Origin of the sequence: Moorena sp. SIO3E8 (genome assembly GCF_010692445.1) — a bacterium.
GTDB classification, from domain to species: Bacteria; Cyanobacteriota; Cyanobacteriia; order Cyanobacteriales; family Coleofasciculaceae; genus Moorena; species Moorena bouillonii.
On the sequence record NZ_JAAHHM010000075.1, the window covers coordinates 14,106 to 36,155 of the forward strand.

At 43.5% G+C, this 22,050-nt stretch carries 19 protein-coding genes and 3 pseudogenes; 9 read left to right on the plus strand and 13 right to left on the minus strand.

Features of this window, described 5'->3' with window-relative positions; genetic code table 11:
* Positions 1 to 7 precede the first annotated feature (7 nt).
* Positions 8 to 166, plus strand: coding sequence for a hypothetical protein (locus F6K46_RS25565; protein ID WP_293060906.1), 159 nt, complete (start codon positions 8 to 10; stop codon positions 164 to 166).
* A 91-nt stretch (positions 167 to 257) separates the two neighbouring features.
* On the opposite strand, the gene F6K46_RS25570 is transcribed toward F6K46_RS25565, so the two are convergent.
* From F6K46_RS25570 to F6K46_RS25580, 3 genes are all read right to left on the minus strand, one after another.
* Complete coding sequence (locus F6K46_RS25570) at positions 258 to 683, minus strand: DUF4278 domain-containing protein (protein WP_293060904.1); 426 nt, start codon at positions 681 to 683, stop codon at positions 258 to 260.
* A gap of 254 nt (positions 684 to 937) precedes the next feature.
* A complete protein-coding gene (locus tag F6K46_RS25575; protein ID WP_070392931.1) occupies positions 938 to 1,120 on the minus strand; it encodes a DUF4278 domain-containing protein in 183 nt (60 codons plus the stop codon).
* 445 nt (positions 1,121 to 1,565) lie between these two features.
* Entirely contained in the window at positions 1,566 to 1,751 is a 186-nt protein-coding gene (locus F6K46_RS25580; protein WP_293060902.1) for a hypothetical protein, read from the minus strand.
* Positions 1,752 to 1,968: 217 nt separating this feature from the next.
* Between F6K46_RS25580 and F6K46_RS25585 the strand changes: the two genes are divergently transcribed.
* Entirely contained in the window at positions 1,969 to 4,539 is a 2,571-nt protein-coding gene (locus F6K46_RS25585; protein WP_293060900.1) for a HEAT repeat domain-containing protein, read from the plus strand.
* Here F6K46_RS25585 and F6K46_RS25590 read toward each other — a convergent pair.
* The 5 genes from F6K46_RS25590 to sufR form a co-directional block, all read right to left on the minus strand.
* Positions 4,493 to 4,615 carry a hypothetical protein gene (locus tag F6K46_RS25590; RefSeq protein WP_293060898.1) on the minus strand — a complete coding sequence of 41 codons (123 nt, stop codon included), beginning with the start codon at positions 4,613 to 4,615 and terminating at the stop codon, positions 4,493 to 4,495. The two genes, F6K46_RS25585 and F6K46_RS25590, sit on opposite strands and share 47 nt — an antisense overlap.
* Positions 4,616 to 4,795: 180 nt before the next feature.
* A complete protein-coding gene (locus tag F6K46_RS25595) occupies positions 4,796 to 5,470 on the minus strand; it encodes an HAD family hydrolase (protein ID WP_293060896.1) in 675 nt (224 codons plus the stop codon).
* Positions 5,471 to 5,582: 112 nt separating this feature from the next.
* Entirely contained in the window at positions 5,583 to 6,509 is a 927-nt protein-coding gene (locus F6K46_RS25600) for a hypothetical protein (protein ID WP_293060894.1), read from the minus strand.
* A 796-nt stretch (positions 6,510 to 7,305) separates the two neighbouring features.
* Positions 7,306 to 7,575, minus strand: coding sequence for a hypothetical protein (locus F6K46_RS25605; RefSeq protein ID WP_293060892.1), 270 nt, complete (start codon positions 7,573 to 7,575; stop codon positions 7,306 to 7,308).
* A gap of 53 nt (positions 7,576 to 7,628) precedes the next feature.
* Positions 7,629 to 8,294 carry an iron-sulfur cluster biosynthesis transcriptional regulator SufR gene (sufR, locus tag F6K46_RS25610; protein ID WP_293060890.1) on the minus strand — a complete coding sequence of 222 codons (666 nt, stop codon included), beginning with the start codon at positions 8,292 to 8,294 and terminating at the stop codon, positions 7,629 to 7,631.
* Positions 8,295 to 8,685: 391 nt separating this feature from the next.
* Between sufR and sufB the strand changes: the two genes are divergently transcribed.
* The 4 genes from sufB (at position 8,686) to F6K46_RS25630 (ending at position 14,001) form a co-directional block, all read left to right on the plus strand.
* Positions 8,686 to 10,125 (plus strand): Fe-S cluster assembly protein SufB, encoded by a 1,440-nt coding sequence (sufB, locus tag F6K46_RS25615; RefSeq protein WP_075899490.1) that lies wholly within the window; start codon positions 8,686 to 8,688, stop codon positions 10,123 to 10,125.
* 477 nt (positions 10,126 to 10,602) lie between these two features.
* On the plus strand, positions 10,603 to 11,391 hold the full coding sequence (gene sufC / locus F6K46_RS25620; protein ID WP_293060888.1) for a Fe-S cluster assembly ATPase SufC: 789 nt from the start codon (positions 10,603 to 10,605) through the stop codon (positions 11,389 to 11,391).
* Positions 11,391 to 12,734 (plus strand): Fe-S cluster assembly protein SufD, encoded by a 1,344-nt coding sequence (gene sufD / locus F6K46_RS25625; protein ID WP_293060886.1) that lies wholly within the window; start codon positions 11,391 to 11,393, stop codon positions 12,732 to 12,734. Before sufC ends, sufD begins: the two co-directional genes overlap by 1 nt.
* Before the next feature lie 4 nt (positions 12,735 to 12,738).
* On the plus strand, positions 12,739 to 14,001 hold the full coding sequence (locus F6K46_RS25630; protein WP_293060885.1) for a SufS family cysteine desulfurase: 1,263 nt from the start codon (positions 12,739 to 12,741) through the stop codon (positions 13,999 to 14,001).
* 217 nt (positions 14,002 to 14,218) lie between these two features.
* Here the strand turns inward: F6K46_RS25630 and F6K46_RS25635 are convergent, their stop codons facing one another.
* Positions 14,219 to 14,350, minus strand: coding sequence for a hypothetical protein (locus F6K46_RS25635; protein ID WP_293060884.1), 132 nt, complete (start codon positions 14,348 to 14,350; stop codon positions 14,219 to 14,221).
* 6 nt (positions 14,351 to 14,356) lie between these two features.
* Between F6K46_RS25635 and F6K46_RS25640 the strand changes: the two genes are divergently transcribed.
* Positions 14,357 to 15,256, plus strand: a complete 900-nt coding sequence (locus F6K46_RS25640; RefSeq protein ID WP_293060882.1) for an Rpn family recombination-promoting nuclease/putative transposase — start codon at positions 14,357 to 14,359, stop codon at positions 15,254 to 15,256.
* Between the two features lie 643 nt (positions 15,257 to 15,899).
* A pseudogene (locus F6K46_RS25645) lies at positions 15,900 to 16,090 on the plus strand (ISKra4 family transposase); the annotation flags it as partial.
* A gap of 64 nt (positions 16,091 to 16,154) precedes the next feature.
* Here the strand turns inward: F6K46_RS25645 and F6K46_RS25650 are convergent.
* The 3 genes from F6K46_RS25650 to F6K46_RS25660 all read right to left on the minus strand — a co-directional run bounded on the left by F6K46_RS25650 (position 16,155) and on the right by F6K46_RS25660 (position 19,673).
* On the minus strand, positions 16,155 to 17,654 hold the full coding sequence (locus F6K46_RS25650) for a hypothetical protein (protein ID WP_293060880.1): 1,500 nt from the start codon (positions 17,652 to 17,654) through the stop codon (positions 16,155 to 16,157).
* Positions 17,655 to 17,911: 257 nt separating this feature from the next.
* Positions 17,912 to 19,009: a hypothetical protein gene (locus tag F6K46_RS25655; protein ID WP_293060878.1), complete on the minus strand. Its 1,098-nt coding sequence runs from the start codon at positions 19,007 to 19,009 to the stop codon at positions 17,912 to 17,914.
* A 130-nt stretch (positions 19,010 to 19,139) separates the two neighbouring features.
* On the minus strand, positions 19,140 to 19,673 hold the full coding sequence (locus F6K46_RS25660) for a hypothetical protein (protein WP_293060876.1): 534 nt from the start codon (positions 19,671 to 19,673) through the stop codon (positions 19,140 to 19,142).
* Positions 19,674 to 19,912: 239 nt separating this feature from the next.
* Here F6K46_RS25660 and F6K46_RS25665 point away from each other — a divergent pair.
* Positions 19,913 to 20,813: pseudogene (locus F6K46_RS25665) on the plus strand (transposase); the annotation flags it as partial.
* Between the two features lie 51 nt (positions 20,814 to 20,864).
* Here F6K46_RS25665 and F6K46_RS25670 read toward each other — a convergent pair.
* Positions 20,865 to 21,942: pseudogene (locus F6K46_RS25670) on the minus strand (IS4 family transposase).
* Positions 21,943 to 22,050 lie beyond the last annotated feature (108 nt).

Sequence of the window (22,050 nt, forward strand, 5' to 3'; positions counted from 1 at the left end):
TTTACCTGTGCGCGGGCTTCATGTAAGACAATTGTTACAAAATATTGCCCTACCAGAGTGTGGCAAGTCATCAAAGCATCAAAAATCAAAGCATCAAAAAAGCGATCGCTGTGGATCGCTGTGTCTGATGTTAGAGAGTTGTGGATATGTCAAAAAGTTTAAATAAGGTTTGGTCAATCTATATCGCAATGGCTGGGGTTAGCGAGAATCCAAAACTAGCTCGCCACCAAACCTGTGGCAATATTTGTGTTAACCAACTAGATAGGCTGCATCTGCTTTGACTCATCTTCTAGAAGCCTGACCAAATTCTGATCACCGTTAGCTTTAGCTACCTCTAGACGATGTTCCAAAGTTTGGCGCATCGTAGCCAGATGAACTTTTCTGCTCTCATTCAAGACTTTTTGCAGCCGGTGGCGAGCAATCGATGTCTTTGCAGCTACAGTAGGAATCGATTTAGCCACTGGTTGAGAATCAGTTACATCACAATTAGTTACAGTTGCATTACCAGTGCAGTAAGAAACACCACGCCATTTCAGATGATTTACCGGTGGCGGTTCAGGCATGTGTCTGGGATAGTGAAATTTCCAATTCTGAGCCCGATAAACACCACCAATTTCCCCCTCTCTCACTTCTAGTAAAGAGGGTTCAGCGTCGTAACTTACACCACGATACCTAAGTTTCATATCTATTACCCCTCCGATTGACAAATAATAATATCAGACTACTTTTTTCAATAGTCTTGAGTGCTTTCAATAATGTTGAGTACTTAAATCTTGAGTACTGAAATGTTTAGTACTAGAATGCTGAGTACCGAAATGCTGAGTACCGAAATGTTTAGTATTGAGTAATATGTGATCAATGTTTACTCAGCCCTGAGGTCTTGACGCACCCAGCAACCAGCACTTTTTGACTCAAACAAAACTAGTTATAGTAATAGCTACCCTCTTTTATAGCTAACACCACGATAGGTCATGTTAGCCGATGATTTACGCCAAGGATTATGCTTAATCCGGTGAACTTTCCAGCTATGACCCCGGTAAGTTCCACCAATTTCACCTTCAGATACTTCTAGGGTAGATGGTTCACTTTGATAACTGACACCTCGGTAAGAAAGTTTCATTGCTCGAATACCTCCAATTGGATTGCTTAATGGAATTGCTTAATAAGTTGGTTGGCCAAGAATTACTTAATAAGTTGCTTGGCCAGGTGAGGAATTCTGTCTAAGAGTTAGGGAAGCTTGCCCTAGGTATCACTTTCTTGGATTCTCTACGGCTTATCTACTTCAGGACATCTGAGTTGAGAGCCACTGAGCCGACAGAGACCTCAATGCTTATTTAATTCCAATTTTTAATTCTGTATCTATTTTGACACTTTTTTGGCGAAAAGTCAAATGTTAAGAAAAAAAACAGAATTCGATCCTTTCCGGTGATTAAGGTTATCGACTAAGGGGGTTATGACCAAGTTTCCTAGGTCTTCGCAAAGCATGGAAGCCCTCAACTACGCCTCTTGTCCCTAATACTAAGAATTAATACTTAATACTAAGAATTAAGAATTAATACTTAATACTAAGAATTAATACTTAGGCGCTCCGGACTGGATATAGCACTACCCATGAAGGTCAGGACATTGTCAGCCATGCAAAGCGCGAGTGGGGGAAACCACGCCAGTTGCTCATGGGGGGAACCCCCAAGACCGCACTGGCTCCCCTGTTCCCTTGCTGCATCGCTCCTAAACTCCGAAACGTAAGTCATAGTTGACTTCTGACTTCTGACTTCTGACTTCTGACTTATGACTTCTGACTTGTGAGTTCTGACTTCTGACTTCTGACGCTAAGCGTAGCGCTATATCAGGGAGTGGGGAATCCTCAAAAGTACCCTTGGGGGTACTTTTATAGCCCCTCAGAGAAATAAAACTGGATTTGTGAAGAGATTGCTTGTATCTATACTCACGAAATCTTGGAGAACTTCTATGATTAGGTGCATCAAACAACCCACTTCCTCAGTGCTCAAGGTCTTTTTACTAGGCTGCTCATTGCTACTGCTGCCCTGTAGTCCTGCCTTAGCTCAAGGGTGTACTCAACCAGAGATTAAGACTAATATCGCCAAATTCAACGATATAAATAACACAACGGCTCAACAAGCTATAGTCGAATGTGGTCAAAAATCTGTCTATTTACTGATTCAAGCCCTGAAGACGGATAAATCTGCGGCAGTTCGGGAGGGAGCTGCTGTTGCTCTGTGGAGTATGGGAGAGGAAGGGGATCGAGCTGTCCCTTGGTTGATTAAAGCCCTAAGGAATGATGACTCGGCACCAGTTCGTGCCAAAGCCGCTTCTGCTCTGGGATTGATGGGAGAAGCATCTTATCAGGCTATCCCTGACCTGATTGATGCACTTAAGGATGAATCTGCTGAAGTTCGTGCCAATGGTGCTTATGCCCTAGGGAATTTGGGAAATAAAACCCATGAGGCTGTACCTCAGCTCATTGAAGTCCTGAGGAAAGATAAATCTGCTGAGGTTCGTGCTAATGCTGCTTATGCCCTAGGGAATAAAAGAGAGGCAGCCAAGTCAGCTGTACCTTACCTGATTGAAGCCCTAAAGGATGAAACATCCTTATCGGTTCGCAGGACTAGCGTCAATGCCCTAGAGCAGATTGCCGAGAAAACCAAAGATGTTGCTTCCCAGCTCATTGAGCAACTCAGGAACGATAAATCTATTCTGATCCGGATTTACGCTACCGAGATACTAGGGGAAATTGGAGAGCCAACTAAGGATGCTCTGCCTCTATTAATTGAGTTGCTTAAGGATAACTCAGTCTATGTTCGCTATTATGCCGCCTCTGCTCTAGGAAAGATGGGAACGCAAGGGACTCAGGCTGTTCCTCACTTAATAATCCTGTTGAAAGATGAATCTATCGATGTTCGCTATTCCGCCGCCTCTGCCCTTGTCGAAATTGCTTCTAAGCTTGGAAAACAAAAGAAGCAGCTCACCAAAGTGCAATTGCAAACATCCATACTGCAATTTGAAACAGTTATCAAACGGCTAGAGCAAGACACCGATAAAATTTTCCACGATAGATGGATAGAAACCGTGCGTGGTGGTCTTTATCATCTCCAGGAAGAACAGGAATCTCGTAGTTATCAGAAAATTTTTGGGCGAGGGGTGATTATCTGGCTAACTCATATGCTATTTTGGTTCGGACTGATACTGGTTTATCCCAAATCCCCCCAAGTCCAAGCTATTTTCTTTTGGAATCCCTGGGTGCGGAAGTTTTTTGGACTGGGGTACGTAGGCATAGCCCTAACTTGGATTCCCTTTCTACGCTCGAAGTTATTTGCCCCGTTCCAGGAATCCTTGCTATCAGATGCGGATTTAGAAAACTTTGATGAACAAGCTTACTTTCCTGACTTGGAAGTCGAGCGGAAGGGAAAAAATATAATCCAACCCATTCAAGAAGCAATACCAGATCTGGAATTACCCATTGTCCTGGAAGGGGAATCAGGATTAGGGAAATCCATGTTTCTACGCCACTTAGTGAAATCATCTAAGCGGATCATCGTCTATTTACCTGCTGAGAAATGCGCTAATGGTGTGATCGAAGCAATTCAAGCAAAACTTCATGGATTCGCCCAAGACTCTGGTTTCTTGCGAGACCTGATTTACAGTGATGCCATTGATATCTGTATTGATGGACTCAATGAAGTCACTCCAGACACACGAGCGATGATTACCACTTTTGTGGAAAGTTACTTCAAGGGCAATATTATCATCGGGACCCAATCTATGGAGTGCCAGACTCCTTCCTCCGCTACGACCTATGTACTGCAACCATTAAAACCTAAGCAGATTAAGGAATTTTTACTATCCCGCTATAAGATTATGCCCCCAGATGCTCCCATCTCGGGTATGAAGTACAAACAAGCCTGCGAAAAGTATATTGACACCGTTTTAGATGAGTACCAATCAGAAGAAGAACGGAAAGCTGTGCGTCGGATGCTGTCTAACCCGATGGACCTGACCATAGTGGCTCAGATGATAGCCTATGGGCAGAAACCAGACTTGCTGAATTTGCAGCAACAGCAGTATCAATATATGGCTCAGGAGTATGAACAACTCTATCTGAGGAAATTTCCCCTAGAGGCATTTGCTGAAGCAGTTTACCAGATGCGCTTGCAAGACCAGGTAGCTATACCAGCTGACAAATGGTTTGAAGAACTGATTTGCATGGAACGCCACAAAATGGTAATTTGTCGTATATTTGTTGACCATGCAGGCAATGATCGAAAAGAATGGTACTTCCGCCACGACAAAATCCAGGACTTTTTCATCGTGCAGACGTTCCTAGGTGAGGGAAAAGATTTGCCAAACAAGCATATCAGTGACCCTAGGTTTCGCGGTGTGTACTTCCTCTTGGCAACTCTACTGCCGTGGAATGCTGCTTGGCACTTGCGGGAAACCTTAATTCAATACGCAGCGAATACTAAAGACCATACAGTTAGTGATACTTTTGTTCAACTGTTGTTGTCTCGGCAAGCAGCATGATCTGTTGAAGGTTGTTCGCGTAGCGTGGCCAAAGGCCAAGGTTGAAGGTTGTTCGCGTAGCGTGGCCAAAGGCCAAGGTTGAAGGTTTAAAGTTGAAGGTTAAATGTTAAATGTTTAAGATTGAAAGTTTAAAGTTGAAGGTTTAAAGTTGAAGGTTGTTGGTCAGAATTCTAAATTCTAAATTCTAAATTCTAAATTCTAAATTTTAAATTCTAAATTCTAAATTCTAAATTTTAAATTCTAAGAAGGTTGAAAGTTAGGTGTTAACAGCTACTAGAATTTCCAGGTTAGTGGTGCTACTGCTTGACTGGCCGACTTGCCTAACTGAGATGTCGGTTAAAGCACAGATACAAAGATCTGCTTGCTCTAATGCTGTGGCTGGGTGGGTTGTTGCTATTGCGATCGCTTTCATGTTGGCAGCTCGTGCAGCTTGGATGCCAACCGGTGCATCCTCAATTACTACACATTGTTCTGGTGCTACACCCAGGGATTGAGCTGCTTTGAGATAGCCTTCTGGATGGGGTTTATAGTGACTGACATCATCAGTGGTAATCAAAATTTGGGGTATTGGTAAGGCAACATGACGCAATCGATTGGTTGCGATCGCATAATTTCCAGAGGTGACAATTGCCCAAGACTCTGGTGGTAAGGAAGCCACTAAGGAAGCTGCTCCAGCTACCTCTACCACACCTTCTAGATTTACTGCCTCACTTTGAGTAAACTGTCTTGCTTCTTCCTCAGCATTGAGGTGAGGAGCCACAATCCTGATGGTTTCAATAGCAGGACGACCATGGGATATTTTGAAAATCTCCTCCACATCTAGACCATGTTGATTTGCCCACCTGCGCCAGTGCTGTTCAATGCAGAGGGTCGAGTCTACTAGGGTTCCATCCAGGTCAAACAAAATCGCATTACATTCCAATCGTTCCATTCGGTTTGACGTTGCACCTCAATCGCCACTATCTATAATATGGAACTTACGCAAAACTGAACCCCAACTTTACCTGTAGGGTAGAGTTGGGGTTCAGTCCTGATTTCCCACTTCAGAGATTTGTAGACCTATACTGCTGATAAAAGCCCATGACTCTCTGGACATAGTCAGCAGTTGGGCCACTGTTGCAGCCAGAGGGTTGTCCTGTCATCCACCAACAGGCGGTACGGCGAACAGCAATCATTTCATTGTTGCCACTATCTCTCAATTCAATATCTAGTTCCCGTCTGATGATACAAGCCACAACACTGCGTGCTGTGGTTGGGTTGGCTTCAAATTGTGCAGGTGTCATGGCCTGTCCTGCACATTGGGATGTCCAGCTCGGGATAATGGCGGGTAAAACTTGCCACTGGCTGTACATGCCATCATTGGGACGATTGGGTGGTGCCGAAAGCCGCAGTGCTTCTACAAGAGCATTGACTTGCGGATCAAGAGTGTTGACTTGCTGATCAAGAGTGTTGACTTGCTGATCCTCTACTTGTGCGAATACTGGTGTTGACCTATGGGGCTGCTGATAAAAGCCCATGACTCTCTGGACATAGTCAGCAGTTGCGCCACTGTTGCAACCAGAGGGTTTTCCTGTCATCCACCAACAGGCGGTACGGCGAACAGCAATCATTTCATTGTTGCCACTATCTCTAAATTCAATCTCTAGTTCCCGTCTGATGATGCAAGCCACAACATTGCGTGCTGTGGTCGGGTCGGCTTCAAATTGTGCAGGTGTCATGGCCTGTCCTGCACATTGAGATGTCCAGCTCGGGATAATGGCAGGTAAAACTTGCCAGTCGCTGTACATGCCATCATTCGGGCGATTCGGTGGTGCCGAAAGCCGCAGTGCTTCTACCAGAGCGTTGACGTGTTTATCCTCTACCTGTGCTGATACTGGTATTGCCGACAACCCCACACTCACTATTATTCCAGTCAAGAGCAGATTTGGAAATTTATTGATTACTTTATTGATTACATATAAAGTGATCATTTTCAGATTTATTTGATATCTAAAATTAACTGAACTAAGAATGCCACTGGTCGCGACAGTGCTCAGGGAACGATGAATAATTAATGATTAATAATGATAACCCATGCTAGGAGTTAGGGGCTTGTACTGGCAAAACGATTAATGCAGAATTGTTAAATTCTGTATCTTATGTGTCTTATGTGTCTATTATGTATGTGTATGTATGTGCCGATTCATCGTTCATCATTCCTAAGACATAGTTCCTTAGACTTAGGGAATTTTTGAGAATAATCCGATGATGATGGGGGCTGTGAACAATAGAGCAATATCTAAAATCGTGATGGCTGCGAAGCGAATTTGTTGAGTATTCATGATGCACCGTTTCCTTGAGTATTAACAGCTGACCTAAGAATGCTAGCGGTAACTTAAATCCATTTCATCGATTTAGATCACGCAAGACTGTGATTTATGACAATCTATCTATGTGATATTGATCACTAATTTTAACCAAAATACTCTATACTATTCTATACTGTAATTTATAAAGAAAAGATTAAATGCCTGTAGGGCTCGTGATAGCGTAGACCATTGGTAAGTTTTTACTAGTGACAGGACTAAAATTAGTCCCAGAGGAACTATATTATATAAGTGCTTTAAAAATTATTAACGCACCCAAAAGATTTAATATTTATTTTATGAATAAGCTTTAAATTACTGATTTTTGATTAGGTTTTGTTGAGGTTTGTTTGTCAACAGTACTAGGCAGTAAACTATGAACAAACAACCGATTATATCAAGTCCAATGAATCACTTCTAATTACCATTTCAAAAATGCTGCCTCAACCCCTTGTTCTCGCCGAATCTTACTATCCTTCTCAAACCAATCGATGATCTGCTGATGGGTCAACTCTTCCATGGGCACCCCAGTATCTTGTGAAATATGCTTCAAAAGTCTGAGGGAAGAAATTGTTAAACGAGTTAAAAATTTCTCTGGGGAAGAGAGCAATGCTTGGTCTACATCAGCGGATTCTTCCGGAGTTAAGAATTGGATTGAGGATTGCTGGGAATCAGCCATAAGGGTTTTCAAGGTTGACTATATAATTTGTAAGCTGATAGCTTACAGGCTTAGTTATTGGCATGTTAGTTATTTGCTGGCCCTGTGATTAAATAGCCGCACTGATGCTCTCCATTATTTAGCCAGTGAGTACGCTCCACTGTACAATCTGGCAATACGGCGGCAAACATTTCCAATTCATGACCACAGACACTGGGGTAAGATTCGGCAACGTTGGAAATAGCACAATTGTATTCAGTTAAAATATACTGCTCCCTAAGGCCATTATTTAAATTACCATTATCTGGGGTGTGCCACTCTGCCATATAACCTTCTAGTCTACGCAGTTCTACTAACTTGGCTACTCGCTCTCGCACTGTACCATTCCCGATACACTCCCGGTATTCTTGAGCTTTACGTTGCCATTGCTTTTGTAGAATCGTGCTGGTCTGTTCACGACCCAAGGTTTCTGTCATGGTATCGAGCAGGGAAACGGAAAACTCTCCGTAATGATGGGGAAAGCGATCGCGTCCTTGGCGAGAGAGGTGATAGATATGTTGAGGACGCCCCATACCACTTTGAACAGCTTTGTACTCAATTAGCCCTTCTGCCTCCAATTCTTTGAGATGACGTCGAATAGCTTGGGGGCTAACCCCTATGGCTGTGGCTAACTCCTGGGCTCTTGCTCGATCCTGTTTGAGGAGATATTGTAAGATGTCTCGCTTAGTGGAAGTTTGCTGAGTAGGCATCATGGGCTTAGGAGTTGGGGATTGGGTAACAGGGGAAGGGCACTCAGGCTTCCCTTTGGTGCTTGTCGGTACCGTTATTTCTATTTAATCTAAATTCTCTTGACTTTAACAACATGTTTGTTGTTAATATAACCTAGAATAGAGTTAAACAACAAAAACGTTGTTTTAATCCACCCAGTAACCAGATCACATCCCGTGGGCATGAGGAAGCTATGGATTGTAGTTGTAACCGGCGATAAAAGCAAGCCGCTGTCTTGATGCAGTCGCTAGCCGGAGTCTACAACCTCTAACCTTCCAAGCTGCCAACCTACTCTACGGGAAAGTCAAAGGCGAACAAGCTATCACTGTGTTTGTAACTCTGTTGAATCCTTAATGATAAGAGAGCACTAAATCGATGACTGCCACTGTCAAGACATTAGTCAACCAGCCCTATAAGTACGGCTTTGTCACAGATATTGAAGCGGATACCATTCCTCGTGGACTAAATGAGGATATTATCCGTCTGATTTCGGCTAAGAAAAACGAACCCGAGTTCATGCTGGAGTTTCGCCTAAAGGCGTATCGACAATGGCAGAAAATGACCGAGCCAACCTGGCCCCATGTCACCTATCCTCCCATTGATTACCAAAAGATTATCTACTACTCAGCACCCAAACAGAAGAAGGAAAAACTCAATAGCCTCGACGAAGTTGACCCAGCTTTACTGGAAACCTTTGATAAATTAGGGATTTCCCTATCTGAGCAAAAGCGGCTGGCTAATGTAGCAGTGGATGCCATCTTTGATAGTGTCTCGATCGCCACTACCTTCAAAGACAAGCTGGCTGAGTCGGGGGTAATTTTCTGCTCGATTTCGGAAGCTTTGCAAGAACACCCAGAGTTAGTGCGGAAATACCTGGGTAGTGTTGTTCCTGTGGCAGATAATTACTTTGTTGCTCTCAATTCTGCTGTTTTCAGTGATGGTTCCTTTGTCTATATTCCCAAAGGAGTCAAATGCCCGATGGAACTGTCTACCTATTTCCGGATTAATAATGGAGATACTGGACAGTTCGAGCGTACCCTAATTGTGGCGGAAGAAGGGAGCAATGTTAGTTACCTAGAAGGCTGCACTGCGCCGATGTACGATAGCAACCAGCTGCACGCAGCTGTGGTGGAACTAGTTGCCCTGGACAATGCTGAGATTAAATACTCCACGGTGCAAAACTGGTTCGCTGGGGATAAAAATGGTAAAGGTGGGATTTACAACTTTGTTACCAAGCGAGGATTGTGCAAAGGAGTTAACTCGAAGATTTCCTGGACTCAGGTAGAAACTGGTTCCGCGATTACTTGGAAGTATCCCAGTTGTGTTCTAGTGGGTGACAATTCCATTGGTGAATTCTACTCTGTTGCTCTAACCAACAATCTCCAACAAGCGGATACGGGTACCAAGATGGTGCATATCGGTAAAAATACCCGCAGCACCATCATTTCTAAAGGGATTTCTGCTGGTAAGTCCAAAAATAGCTACCGGGGTCTAGTCAAAATTGGTCCGAAGGCCAAGGGGGCGCGGAACTATTCCCAGTGTGATTCCATGTTGATTGGGGATACAGCTGAAGCGAATACCTTTCCCTATATTCAAGTCCAGAACAACATGGGCAAAGTGGAACACGAAGCCTCGACTTCCAAAATCGGTGAAGACCAGCTATTTTTCTTCGCTCAACGAGGAATTTCAGAAGAAGATGCAATCTCCATGATGGTGAGTGGCTTCTGTAAAGATGTCTTCAATGAACTTCCCATGGAATTTGCTGCTGAAGCAGATAAACTTTTAAGCCTGAAGCTCGAAGGCACAGTCGGATAAATAAGGTTAGCAGGTTGAAGGTTGAAGGTTGAAGGTTGAAGGTTGAATGTTGAATGTTGAAGGTTATCAGGTTGAATGTTGAATGTTGTTAGCAGGTTGAATGTTGAATGTTGTTAGTAAGTTCGAGGTTAGTTTGTTGTTAGGTTATTGAAGGTTAGCGGGTTGTTCGCTTAGCGTGGCCTTTTGGCCAAGGTTTCTAGTTAGTTGCGTAGGGTGCGTGATAAGACGGGCTCGCACTCATTTTATCGGTAGCCACTGTTGGGAAAGTCCGTCCCGTAACGCACCACCTGGTCTAATATTTATTACACGTGATAACATTCAACCTTGAACCTTCAACCTTCAACCGGTTAACCTTCAACCGGTTAACCTTCAACCTCATAACATTCAACCGGTTAACCTTCAACCTCATAACATTCAACCGGTTAACCTTCAACCTGATAACACCCCAAGGGATAAAGCATTTATTATCAAGTCGAAATGATTAGTGAAACTAGTGAAATAATATTGTCTGTTCGGGATTTGACGGCAGATGTGGATGGTAACCAGATTCTGAAGGGATTGAATCTGGAAGTTAAAGCTGGGGAAATCCATGCGATTATGGGGCCAAATGGTTCTGGTAAGAGTACTTTGTCTAAGGTATTAGCGGGTCATCCAGCCTATGATGTCACAGGAGGCGAGGTAAGTTTTTTAGGGCAAAATCTCTTAGAAATGGAGCCGGAGGAACGCTCTTTGGCTGGAGTATTTCTGGCGTTTCAGTATCCGTTGGAAATTCCTGGTGTCAGTAATTTAGATTTCTTGCGGGTGGCTTACAATTCCCGTCGCAAGCACAAGGGATTGGAAGAAATTGATACATTTGATTTTGAGGATTTAGTTGAAGAAAAGCTGGAAATTGTTAAAATGAATACCAGCTTTCTAGAGCGTAGTCTCAATGAAGGCTTCTCTGGAGGAGAAAAGAAGCGGAATGAGATTCTCCAAATGGCACTTCTAGAACCTAAGCTAGGGATTTTGGATGAAACGGATTCGGGCTTGGATATTGATGCCCTCAAGATTGTGGCCAATGGGGTGAATCAATTGGCAAGTAGCGAGAATGCCATGATTTTGATTACTCACTACCAACGTTTACTGAATTATATTGAGCCGGATTTTGTTCATGTGATGGCAGATGGCCGTATCCTCAAGACTGGTAGCAAGGAGTTGGCTCTAGAGTTGGAATCCCGTGGTTATGACTGGGTGCTAGAAGACGAGACTGCTGAGGTGAGTGTCTAATGACTATGGAAGTTTCTGTAAAACGGGAGGTTTCTTATTTGTCGGCACTGCTAGAGCAATGTCGCCAGGATAATCCAGTTGAGATGGATTGGTTACAAGAGCTAAGTAACCACGCTAGGGGGATTGCTCAGGAGTTGGCGATTCCCACCACTAAAGATGAGGAATGGCGGTTTACAGATTTGTCGCCACTGATCCAGGAGACCTTTGAGGCTGCTGTAGCTGTTAATACAAGCACCTTGGATATTAGTCCGGTAGTTTTGCCAGAGGCGATTAACAGCCGATTAGTATTTGTAAATGGGATTTATGCCCCTGAGCTATCCTCTGTGGCTGGGTTGCCTGAAGGGGTGTTTGTGGGGAATTTGGCCGAGTTGCCATCAGAGTATCAGAGCCGAATTGCTGATTATTTGGGCAAGCAGCAGGGGGCGACCGATGTGTTTACGCTGCTCAATACCGCTGGTTTGACTGATGTGGCGGTGATCTGGTTGCCTAGGAATACTGAAGTGACGGTTCCCATTCATCTGCTGTTTGTTTCCATGGCTGATGGGGTGCCTAGGCTATTTCAGCCCCGTTGTTTGGTGGTGGCGGAGGCTGGTAGTCAGCTGAGTTTAGTGGAAGAGTATTGGCAAGGCCAAGAGGCGAGCGCCCAGGGTGTTTATTTGACCAATTCCGTGACGGAGCTATGGGTTGGTGAGAATGCCAGAGTGACTCATATCCGGGTTGATGGGGAAAGTAACCAGGCTTTCCATGTCGGCAAGAGTGCGATCGCACAAGCTCGGAATAGTTTTTATAGTTCCCATGGGGTAGCCTTTGGGGGGAAGTTATCTCGCCATACTCTGGAAGTGTTTCAGATGGGTGAGGGGACCGAAACGATTCTAAATGGCTTGACGGCGATTAGTGAGCAACAGTTAGCAGATACTCATAGTGCGGTGATGTTGAATCATCCCAATGGGATCAGTAATCAGCTGCAAAAGTGCATTATAGATGGTAGAGCTCATGCTGTCTTTAATGGTAAGGTTTCTGTTCCTCAAGCAGCCCAGTTGACCAATGCAGCTCAGTTAAATCGTAATTTGTTGCTATCGCCGAAGGCTAGAGTTGATACCAAGCCTCAGTTGGAGATTACAGCTGATAATGTGAAATGTTCCCACGGTGCTACAGTCAGTCAGCTGGAAGCAGATGAAGTCTTCTATTTGCAAAGTCGTGGACTTAAGGAAAGTGATGCCCGTAACCTTTTGATTGATGCCTTTGTAGCAGAAATAATCAATCAAATTCCCCTAGCTTCTCTTCGTCAAAGACTTTCGGAAACAGTCATAAGTTCAAAACGGGAACGGAATAACGTTCAATAGTAAAATGACCTTAACTCAAGAAAAAACCATTGCTGATCAAGTCCGGGCTGACTTCCCAATTTTGCACCAGGACGTTAACGGTAAACCGCTGATTTACTTTGATAATGCGGCTACTGCCCAGAAACCGGTAGCGGTACTGGATGCACTGCGCCACTACTACGAAATGGACAATGCTAATGTTCACCGAGGTGTCCATACCCTTAGCACTAGAGCGACAGACGGTTATGAGGGGGCACGGGATAAGGTAGCTAGTTTTGTAAATGCCCAGTCACGACAAGAGATTGTTTTTACCCGCAATGCTTCGGAAGCGATTAACTTAGTGGCTTACAGCTGGGGTTTGGAAAATCTGCGCCAGGGAGATGAAATTATTCTCTCGGTTATGGAACACCACAGCAATCTGGTGCCTTGGCAAATTATTGCTCAGAAAACTGGAGCGGTACTAAAGTATGTGGAATTAACCGAAACTCAGGAGTTTGATTTAGAAGAGTTCCGACAGCTGATTTCTGAGAAAACCAAGCTGGTAAGTGTGGTTCATGTCTCGAATACTTTGGGATGTATTAATCCAGTAGAGGAAATTATTGCGATCGCACATAACTATGGCGCTAGGGTAATGATTGATGCTTGCCAAAGTATCCCCCATATGCCCATTGATGTCCAAGCTATGAATTGTGATTGGCTAGTGGCATCCGGTCATAAAATGTGTGCTTCCACCGGGATTGGCTTTCTGTATGGGAAACTGGACTTACTGCAAGCGATGCCTCCATTTTTAGGTGGTGGTGAAATGATTGCTGAGGTATTTCTGGACCACTCCACCTATGGGGATTTACCCCATAAATTTGAAGCAGGCACACCAGCCATTGCTCAAGCGATCGCACTTGGTGCTGCAGTAGACTATCTGACTGAGTTGGGTATGGATACTATCCATAGCTATGAAGAGGAATTAACCGCTTATTTGTTTAAGCAGTTGCAGGAAATTCCCGATCTAATCATGTATGGTCCCCAACCAACAATAGATGGTAAAGGTAGGGCAGCATTAGCAACATTTAATATTAAAGGATTGGATGCTAGTGATGTGTCTACGCTGTTGGATCAAGACGGTGTAGCAATTCGTTCTGGAAATCATTGTACTCAACCTTTGCACCATCGTTTAGGAGTGACTGGTACAGCACGAGCTAGTTTGTATTTTTATAATACTTTTGAAGAGATTGATCGCTTTATTGTGGCGTTGAAAGAAACAATTGAGTTTTTCAGAAGTGCTATGGATTGAATATAGCAGTTATTATTTGGGTGAGGTACAAATTTTTGGGTTTTAGGGAGTAGGGAATCGGGAATCGGGAATCGGGAATTGGGAATCGGGAATCGGGAATCGGGAATAGCGATGCAGCGCGGTCTTGGGGGTTTCCCCCATGAGCGACTGCATCAAGACGGCAATAGGGAAAAAATATATAGCAATTATTTTTATCATGAGGTACAAAGGGATCCCCCTAAATCCCCCTTAAAAAGGGGGACTTTGAGAATGAATTGTTATAATTTTTAATCAGAAGTTCCCGACTCCCGACTCCCGACTCCCGACTCCCGACTCCCGACTCCCTACTCCCTATCAGCCATAAAAGCATTTTGATATGGTTTTCCCGTTGCCAGATAAATACATTGACCTGCTCACGGATTTCGGCTTTAAACGTGTCTTTGGCACTGAGCCAAATAAGGCACTGCTAATCGACTTCTTGAATACTCTGTTGCCTCCCCATCATCACCTGAAGGATGTCACCTTTAAGAATCCAGAGTTTTTGGGCAATACCTTAGTGGATCGAAGGGCTATTTTTGATATTTATTGTCAGAGCGAGACTGGTGAACGGTTCATCGTAGAAATGCAGAAGGCCAAGCAAAATTTGTTTAAGGATAGAAGTGTATATTATTCTACTTTCCCGATCCAAGAACAGGCGCAACAGGGATTTTGGAACTATGAGCTTACAGCAGTTTATACGGTTGGCGTCCTAGATTTTGTATTTGATGACCACAAGCACGAGTCAGAACTGCTACATGTGGTGGAGTTGAAAAATCAGCACTGTGAGGTGTTCTACGATAAGCTCAAGTTTATTTATGTTGAGCTACCCAAATTTACCAAGTCTCTTGATGAGTTGGAGTCCCATTTTGACAAGTGGTTATTTTTATTAAAACACCTAGCCCAGTTGAATGAACCCCCATTACCGTTGCAAGAGGATGTGTTTGCCCAGCTATTTGATGTTGCAGAGATTGCCAATTTTTCATCTAGGGAACAAGCGCTGTATCAGGATAGCCTGAAGGTCTACCGCGATATGTACAATGTTACCCAAACCTTGATTGATGAAACCTTGGAACAAGGCATAGAACAAGGTATCAAACAAGGTATCAAACAAGGTAAAGCAGAAGGTAGACAGGAAGAAAAACAGCAGATTGCTAAGCAGATGAAGGCGGCAGGGTTACCCGCTCAGGATATTGCCCAATATACAGGGTTGAGTATGGATGAGATTGATGGGTTGTAGGTTTAAATGGCTTCAAGAGCTACAAATTCCTGGGTTTTTGCGAAAAATTGTTGCTTAGATAGGCGAACTGAAATACCGATAATCCCCCTTCACGGTAATAAGTAGGTGGACATAATTAAGTGTAAAATAGCGATTGAAATTCAAAGTCATGAAACCCTTATGAATAGAGAATTCCAGCTTTATTTTCGGATTTTGAGTTTTAACGTTTATTTATGCCCACCTACTTAGAGCTAATTTGTAAAGTAAATCTTAAGAAGCTTGAAAGCCTTGCTATGATTCTCTTTTGGCTATTAAATAGTTCACTTGTTCTAGTTGAGCGCAAGCCTTATCATACAAGGATTACAGCGAGTTTACAAATCAGCTCTTACAAGCCTGAGGGGGTGACATACAAGTTGAAATCCTTACTGGCTAATATTTTCAGCCGATGTGTTACAAAAAGATACATGCTGTTTTGGGCTGACCTTGGACGTAGTTATAAGGGTTTGAGCTTGCCATTAAATCACAGGAGGGTCAATTTTGGAGTTTATTTTTTCTAAAATAATTAGCATCAAAGCCTTATCTAGTAAGCTTTTCAGGGCTCATGTCACCCCTCAGGAGCAGTTCAATGATTGGCAACATGAACGGGTCACTAACTTTATTGACGTTTGTCTTCCGGCACAGACACCGAATTGTCAACTATGAGTATTATCCTTGCCGTTGGTATATCCATTGGTAATGGTGCAATTGAGTCAACGGTCAAACAGATAGGACGACGGATTAAGATATCGGGAGCGCAATGGGCACAAGACAATGTCCCTTGGAGTGCTTCACCATCGTTCTGCTTATCTGAATGGGCAATTCTCTGGAACAGAGTCTTGCAACATTGGGATGCACTCAGTCTCGCAACATTGGGATGCACTCAATCTTGAACCCTCGTTAAAGTAAATTTTTGCGTCTTTCCCATACCAAAACTGAATATATTACCTTTTCCTGTGTTTCCTGAAAATTCTCCAGCGTACACTTGGTCGATGTCAGGATTGATAGTCGAGTCTGGTGCAAGGATGGCGAACTTACCATTACTAGATTCAGACCAATACTGGGTCTTCGATTGACCATTTGGGAATATCTGGGAGACAGTATTGTTTGCATTAAAGATACAAGTAATATTAGCTTCACCCACATGAATAATCCATGTACTGTTTGCTAACGTATTATTCTCTAGTTTCTTTGGTGGTAATGTGATTGGTGGTTTAGCTTGCTGCATTGATTTACTGCGTTGCTTAACAAGTTCCAAGAATTGCTTGGCTTCATTCTCCGTCACATATCGAGAATCTCGTTCGTTGACTTCTAGTTGCACGAACTCATCCCAACTCATAGACGGGTTATGTTTGTGCAAATTCTGCCAATCATTGCGTACTCGGTTGACAAAACCATATTGACCAACAGCATGCAACATAGCTGCACTAAAAGAGGCACTAGATGACAAACCGACGGGGTACTGCCAATGAAACCCAGCTTTTTGAATAGCATTGAATTCGCCCATAATTTTTAGGAAGCGGAACTGTTCTTTCTTGATGCCATAATTTACTTTATCCAATGTTTCCTCAACGTCCCTTAAGTAATTATCCACTTGATTGAGCGCGCCGTTAATTTTGTCGATTGCCTCATTCAATTTGTGTTCTTCTTCAGCTCCTTGAATGACAGAAAAAAGTGCAAATAATCCGGCGGCAGCAACAACACCTACACCAGTTTCTGCCATCCCAGCTTCAGCGGCCCCTTCAGCAGCAACTTCGACAATTACTTCTCCGTCTGCTTCGCCAACAACTTCACCAATACCCGATGCAACTACGTCAGTGGCTAAATCTTCCACATCAACGACTTCAGCAACTCCACCTTCTACTAGGGGAGTTTTCAATACCTCATTTTTGGCTAAAGTACCTAGTATGCGAATTGCTCTTAGAGTCGTGACACCACCTGCGAGAAAGGATATCTCTTTACCTGCACCGGCTAAGTCGGCAGGTAAAGATTTCAGCGATATCTGCGGAGAGTTTTCTTCAATAGTTGCCAGATAATTTACATATGGTTCATCACTCATCTTCAGTACGGTCAACGAAATGAGTAGTGCAGCGTTATAAGCCACCATAGTTTGATAGGTTTTAAGGTTGGCTTGAAATGTGTGTGTGTCGATAGTAAGCTTCTGGCGTTGCTGATTATAGCGGTTTTCCATGGATTTGACTTTTTTCTGTTTTTCCGGAATGTCCGGATACATCAAATTCGTTAACCCATTTTGTGCAGTTTGCATACCTTTAACAACAGTTTTCCCGGCAGTTTCCAGTTCTTTTACGCTTTCCTTTGCGACTTTCACTATGTTTTTACCAAGGTCAGAAATTCCGTTGCCAATTTTATTAAAGATACTCATTGTATTTTCCTATAAATAATTATCGAGTGAAATGCTCTTGGTACATTCATTTGCCCATAATTCCGAACGAAAACAGTGTCCCAAAATTAATTATTTTAAGCTTAATAGATTGATGTTGGGTCACCTTATCCCATTTTCATTTAAGTTGACTACGTATATTTGACGCGGAGATGGGAGACGCGGTGACGCGGTGATAAATATGTAACTCTAGTTTATGAAGTTGGTATTAGTTACCTAACATTGGTTACCATACTGTATTAGCTATTCTTTTGGGCACTTTGCATAGATTGACTATACTGGCTGGCATAAGCGAAAAGACCATCTAACTGTTTTTCTGTCAAATTGTCAGGTGCCTCAGCTTTTTTGAACTCGGTGAACATTTGCCAGGTAAGACCCGACATATTTTCTTTCATCCGTTGCCAGCTTTCTTTGATGTTCTGTAAGTAACCATATTGTGCAGATGCTGCATGCATAGCCGCCAAAATTTTGGGCGTATTTTCAAGGCCAGGTTTATATCCCCAATCGAAATCTGCTGTTTGGATTTTATCAAGTAATTTCATACTTGCCAGGAACTTCTCTTGTGCCGTAACTTGACTATTCTTTACACTGTCCCATTTGGTATCCAATGCTTTTAAGTAGACACTAACTTTATTCAACGCCCCTTCCAGTTTTTTTGTCTGATCCTCAATCTGATGTGCTTCGTTGGCACTTTCAATAGCACTGATAATGCCATCCACAGCCAGAGTAATAACAATTGCCCCACCAATCGCCGCAGCCCCTAATGAACCGGTTGTAGCGCTTTCAACTGTTTCTTCAGTTATGTCTTCAGCTACAGTATCAACCAATGTCTCTGCCGCTTCTTCGCCTTCGATTGTCACCCCGCTTTCTAAGCCCTCTGTTTCCATGATCTCGAGAATCTCAGATATTTCCTCTGTGCCAGCTTCGCCTAACTCTTCTCCTGCCTGTTTCGCCGCACTGCTAAATATTTTGTTTTTTAAGGCTAGTGCCAAATTCTTAACTACTTTTCCAACTGCAACGCCACCAGTAAGATCACTCACAAAAGCAAATACTTCAGCAACCTCACTGACTTCGGGGTTGCCCACTGTGTAGATTTTGTGATCAAGTAACCACTGACCATAATCTTCATCGCTCATTCGTACTTGAGAAGCAATAATCAGTAAGGCACTGTTGTAGACAATCATGGCTTTAAGATGATCTAAATCCTGATTAAAAGCTTCGCCATGTTTTTCAATTTTGGCCCGTTCTTTCATATACCGTTGATATAATTGATTTAATTTTTGAGTTTTCCCAGAAATACCGTAAAACTTATCAGTAAGTACTTTCAGGATTGCCATTGCTATTTCCTCTTTTTGTTATTTGACCGGATGGATAATTAATGATGAGTAAACCTCTTGCTTTGTCGAGCAACCCCTAAACTTTGACTTGTAGCAAGCGTAAATTGCTAACGCAAAGGATCTGCGCAGCTTAAAAACTCATGCGTTCTTGCGTCATATAGTAGAGGTTTACATACTTTTCTTCCTGTTTTTCAAATCCATTCCAGCGGCCCTGCTCAATTGCAGTCTCAAACCATTCACTGCTCACTTTGGGAAGAATCACCAGAACAAGTGCTGTGCTTCCGTTAGGCCTGTTTTTAAGCTTCAATACATCGTAAGCGATCGAATTGAGGAATTCCTCCTCATCCCCTGTTCGGAAAATGCCAAAGGCTTTAAGTTCAACCCAAAGCTTAGGATCGGCAAACCCCACAACCAGATCACAGCGCTGCCTAGAATTAGGATAGAGCACCTCTCTCTCTACTGTTTGCTTTTTTGTAAGGCTTAGATAGGCCCAAAGCTGGCATTGTAGCCATCCTTCCCATCCACCCTTGCTCAAACTAAGAGCGGCAACCCCCTCAGAATTTACTACTTCTCTTACATCTTGCAGGTCCATATTATTTTTTCCATTGATTACATTTTTTTCATTATAAAAGGAAAAAAGTAACTGCTCACCGCAAGTGAGCAATTCTATTGAGAAAAAGACAATCCCCTAGTGGATAGCTGCTCCTTTGGTACACAGTGTGTCAGTTCCAGCAAGATTCCACAACCCGAATTGGAAGGCTCGGATCAACATACACTCGCGAGATTGAGAATTGGGCGGTGGCCAATGGCTGGCTTGAGTGCGAGGAATGGGCGTTTTGTCTTTTGAATGATGTATATTAAAAGCTATGACTATGACTTACGCACTGACCGGCAACTCCGAGCATGGCCATAGCCCTTGAGCAGATGGCAAATACAGTGCTGCGAATTTATGAATGGCTAATCGAGCAAGAGCAACAACTGGTCAAAAAGCAAAGTCTGATTGAGGCGCAACAACGCCAAATCTCCGCACAGCAAGAGGAGATTGAACAACTAAAAGATTCTCTTGAGAAGCTCAAAAACCGTGACTCTCATGCGCAGTTCCGTTCCTCCTTGATCGGATCAACTGAAAAAGCCCAGCGACAAAAAGAAACGGAAAAAAGGAAAAAAACGTGGTCCATAGTACAATCATCCCGGGAAAACCCGCAATGGATTTGGTACTCCCGATCGAGTAATCACTTTGGAGCTGGAAAACTGTCTGGTCTGTGGAAGTTCTTTAGAGTCACTCGAAGGAGCAAAGCGAGAAAGTCCAGCAGGTAGCTGAAGTCGTTGAGCAACCAGTAAAAATCAGGGAATATCGCCGCCCCTTGTATAAATGCCCAAATTGTAGGTGGTCTGGTTACAGTTTGATGCCACCGGGAGTTAAAGAAGGATTCAGCTATGGGGGAAGACTTTGTAGTATCGTGGGCTGGTTAGGTTATGGCGGAAACCTGACATGGCGGAAACAGGAGTATTTTGCCTTTATATGTCTTGGGGGTTCCCATTTCTCAGGGGAGTCTGGCAAAAATGCAGCGTTGGTTCCAACAGAGCAAGTAACCTTCTTATCAACAGTGGCGCTCCTTACATTAAATAGCCGGGAGTTAGGTGATAAGATGAAACAACTTATTGTATAGATGGCATCAAGTATTGGTTATGGGTCGCTACCAGTGACCAAGTTTGCGCCTTGATGTTAGCCCCGACCCGCAGTTCTGCCGAACTAGAAAAATTGCTGGGCTCAGATTTTGAGGGAATACTCAGCAGTGATTGTTAATGTGCTTACTCTCCACAAGGTGCAGCATCCTTCGCAGAAGTGTTTAGCCTAAGTACAGGACAAAAACTGCAGAGATTGAAGAAAATCTCTTTGATTGAGGAAAGAAGGATTAAGTACAATATGACGAAGATGGTCTTGACCATATCGGAAAATACTCGCTTGCCGGCGACCATGTTTTTTAATCGAAATGGGCTGGAGCTGATGAAGGAATAACCCTGTTCGCATCGACCAGCATAATGCCAAAGTCAAAAGCGCAAAGAGCTTTCCCAAGCGCTCTGCCTCGGTGAAGTGAGTCGATTCAATGGCATTAGCCCCGAGTCTTGAAAATGCCTGCATAGGGTTTCAATACCCCAGCGCAAAGCATAATCGGCCACCAGCCCCTCGCTGTTGGCAGGAGCAATGACCACCAAAAGCTTGCCATTATCTTCGCGCAATCCCTCAACGGCAATCACATTGACCCCAAACGCGACTAGTTCCCTTGAGGGTTTGGGATTGAACCACCATTCTGTGGGCAAAGACTACTTGGGCTGCCAGAGAACGGCCATTGTGCTCAATCTTGTCTGTGGCTCGAATCCTCAATCGAAATGGCATTGATGGCACGAGCCGTAGATAGCGTACCCAGGCAAAACCCAATGAACTCTCGGTCAGCGCACAAGCAGGAGACCTGAGCATCCGGAAAAATTTTGTACAACTGCTCGATAAATCGCATCCGCTCATCGCTGTTGGAGTTTCCTTTTTTGTTGAGTATCCACCACAGTACTCGAAAGGCCACCCCTTCATGGACAATGCCTAAGGTTAGGATGTTGTAGCACCGAGAGCCAAACTCCCAGGTAGTACGATCTAGACTCAATACCCACTCCACACGGAATTTGCATCCAACTTACCACCAGTAAGCGCGATCACGGTGTAATCGATGTCAAATTTTCGGAAAAACCGTTGCATGCGTTTGTAGTTCGACTCTGGTAAAGCTAATCATCCCATACCTAATGCCAGCTCACTGAGGTTGACAGTTTTTACTTTGATCAGCGCTAGCAAGAACATGGCGCTTAAACGAGAGTCTGGCTCCATGCCAGTCAAGATGGGGTTGGAGAGCTTTCCTAAGTTCGCTATAGAACCTATTTGAGATCTTTTTAAGCAGTAGCTAATCTTTTCAACATCAGTCGAACAAAACACAAACCTTACTTGGTATTAGCATGCTCAAGAGTCATGCACAAAATTCTTGACCAAACTCTTA

What these genes read in the sequence shown, in the direction of transcription:
- F6K46_RS25570 (WP_293060904.1), bottom strand. Translation starts at nt 683, where the DNA reads ATGAAACTTAGGTATCGTGGTGTAAGTTACGACGCTGAACCCTCTTTA.
- F6K46_RS25575 (WP_070392931.1), bottom strand. Translation starts at nt 1,120, where the DNA reads ATGAAACTTTCTTACCGAGGTGTCAGTTATCAAAGTGAACCATCTACC.
- F6K46_RS25580 (WP_293060902.1), bottom strand. Translation starts at nt 1,751, where the DNA reads ATGACTTACGTTTCGGAGTTTAGGAGCGATGCAGCAAGGGAACAGGGG.
- F6K46_RS25585 (WP_293060900.1), top strand. Translation starts at nt 1,969, where the DNA reads ATGATTAGGTGCATCAAACAACCCACTTCCTCAGTGCTCAAGGTCTTT.
- F6K46_RS25595 (WP_293060896.1), bottom strand. Translation starts at nt 5,470, where the DNA reads ATGGAACGATTGGAATGTAATGCGATTTTGTTTGACCTGGATGGAACC.
- F6K46_RS25600 (WP_293060894.1), bottom strand. Translation starts at nt 6,509, where the DNA reads ATGATCACTTTATATGTAATCAATAAAGTAATCAATAAATTTCCAAAT.
- sufR (WP_293060890.1), bottom strand. Translation starts at nt 8,294, where the DNA reads ATGATGCCTACTCAGCAAACTTCCACTAAGCGAGACATCTTACAATAT.
- sufB (WP_075899490.1), top strand. Translation starts at nt 8,686, where the DNA reads ATGACTGCCACTGTCAAGACATTAGTCAACCAGCCCTATAAGTACGGC.
- sufC (WP_293060888.1), top strand. Translation starts at nt 10,603, where the DNA reads ATGATTAGTGAAACTAGTGAAATAATATTGTCTGTTCGGGATTTGACG.
- sufD (WP_293060886.1), top strand. Translation starts at nt 11,391, where the DNA reads ATGACTATGGAAGTTTCTGTAAAACGGGAGGTTTCTTATTTGTCGGCA.
- F6K46_RS25630 (WP_293060885.1), top strand. Translation starts at nt 12,739, where the DNA reads ATGACCTTAACTCAAGAAAAAACCATTGCTGATCAAGTCCGGGCTGAC.
- F6K46_RS25635 (WP_293060884.1), bottom strand. Translation starts at nt 14,350, where the DNA reads ATGCTTTTATGGCTGATAGGGAGTAGGGAGTCGGGAGTCGGGAGTCGG.
- F6K46_RS25640 (WP_293060882.1), top strand. Translation starts at nt 14,357, where the DNA reads ATGGTTTTCCCGTTGCCAGATAAATACATTGACCTGCTCACGGATTTC.
- F6K46_RS25650 (WP_293060880.1), bottom strand. Translation starts at nt 17,654, where the DNA reads ATGAGTATCTTTAATAAAATTGGCAACGGAATTTCTGACCTTGGTAAA.
- F6K46_RS25655 (WP_293060878.1), bottom strand. Translation starts at nt 19,009, where the DNA reads ATGGCAATCCTGAAAGTACTTACTGATAAGTTTTACGGTATTTCTGGG.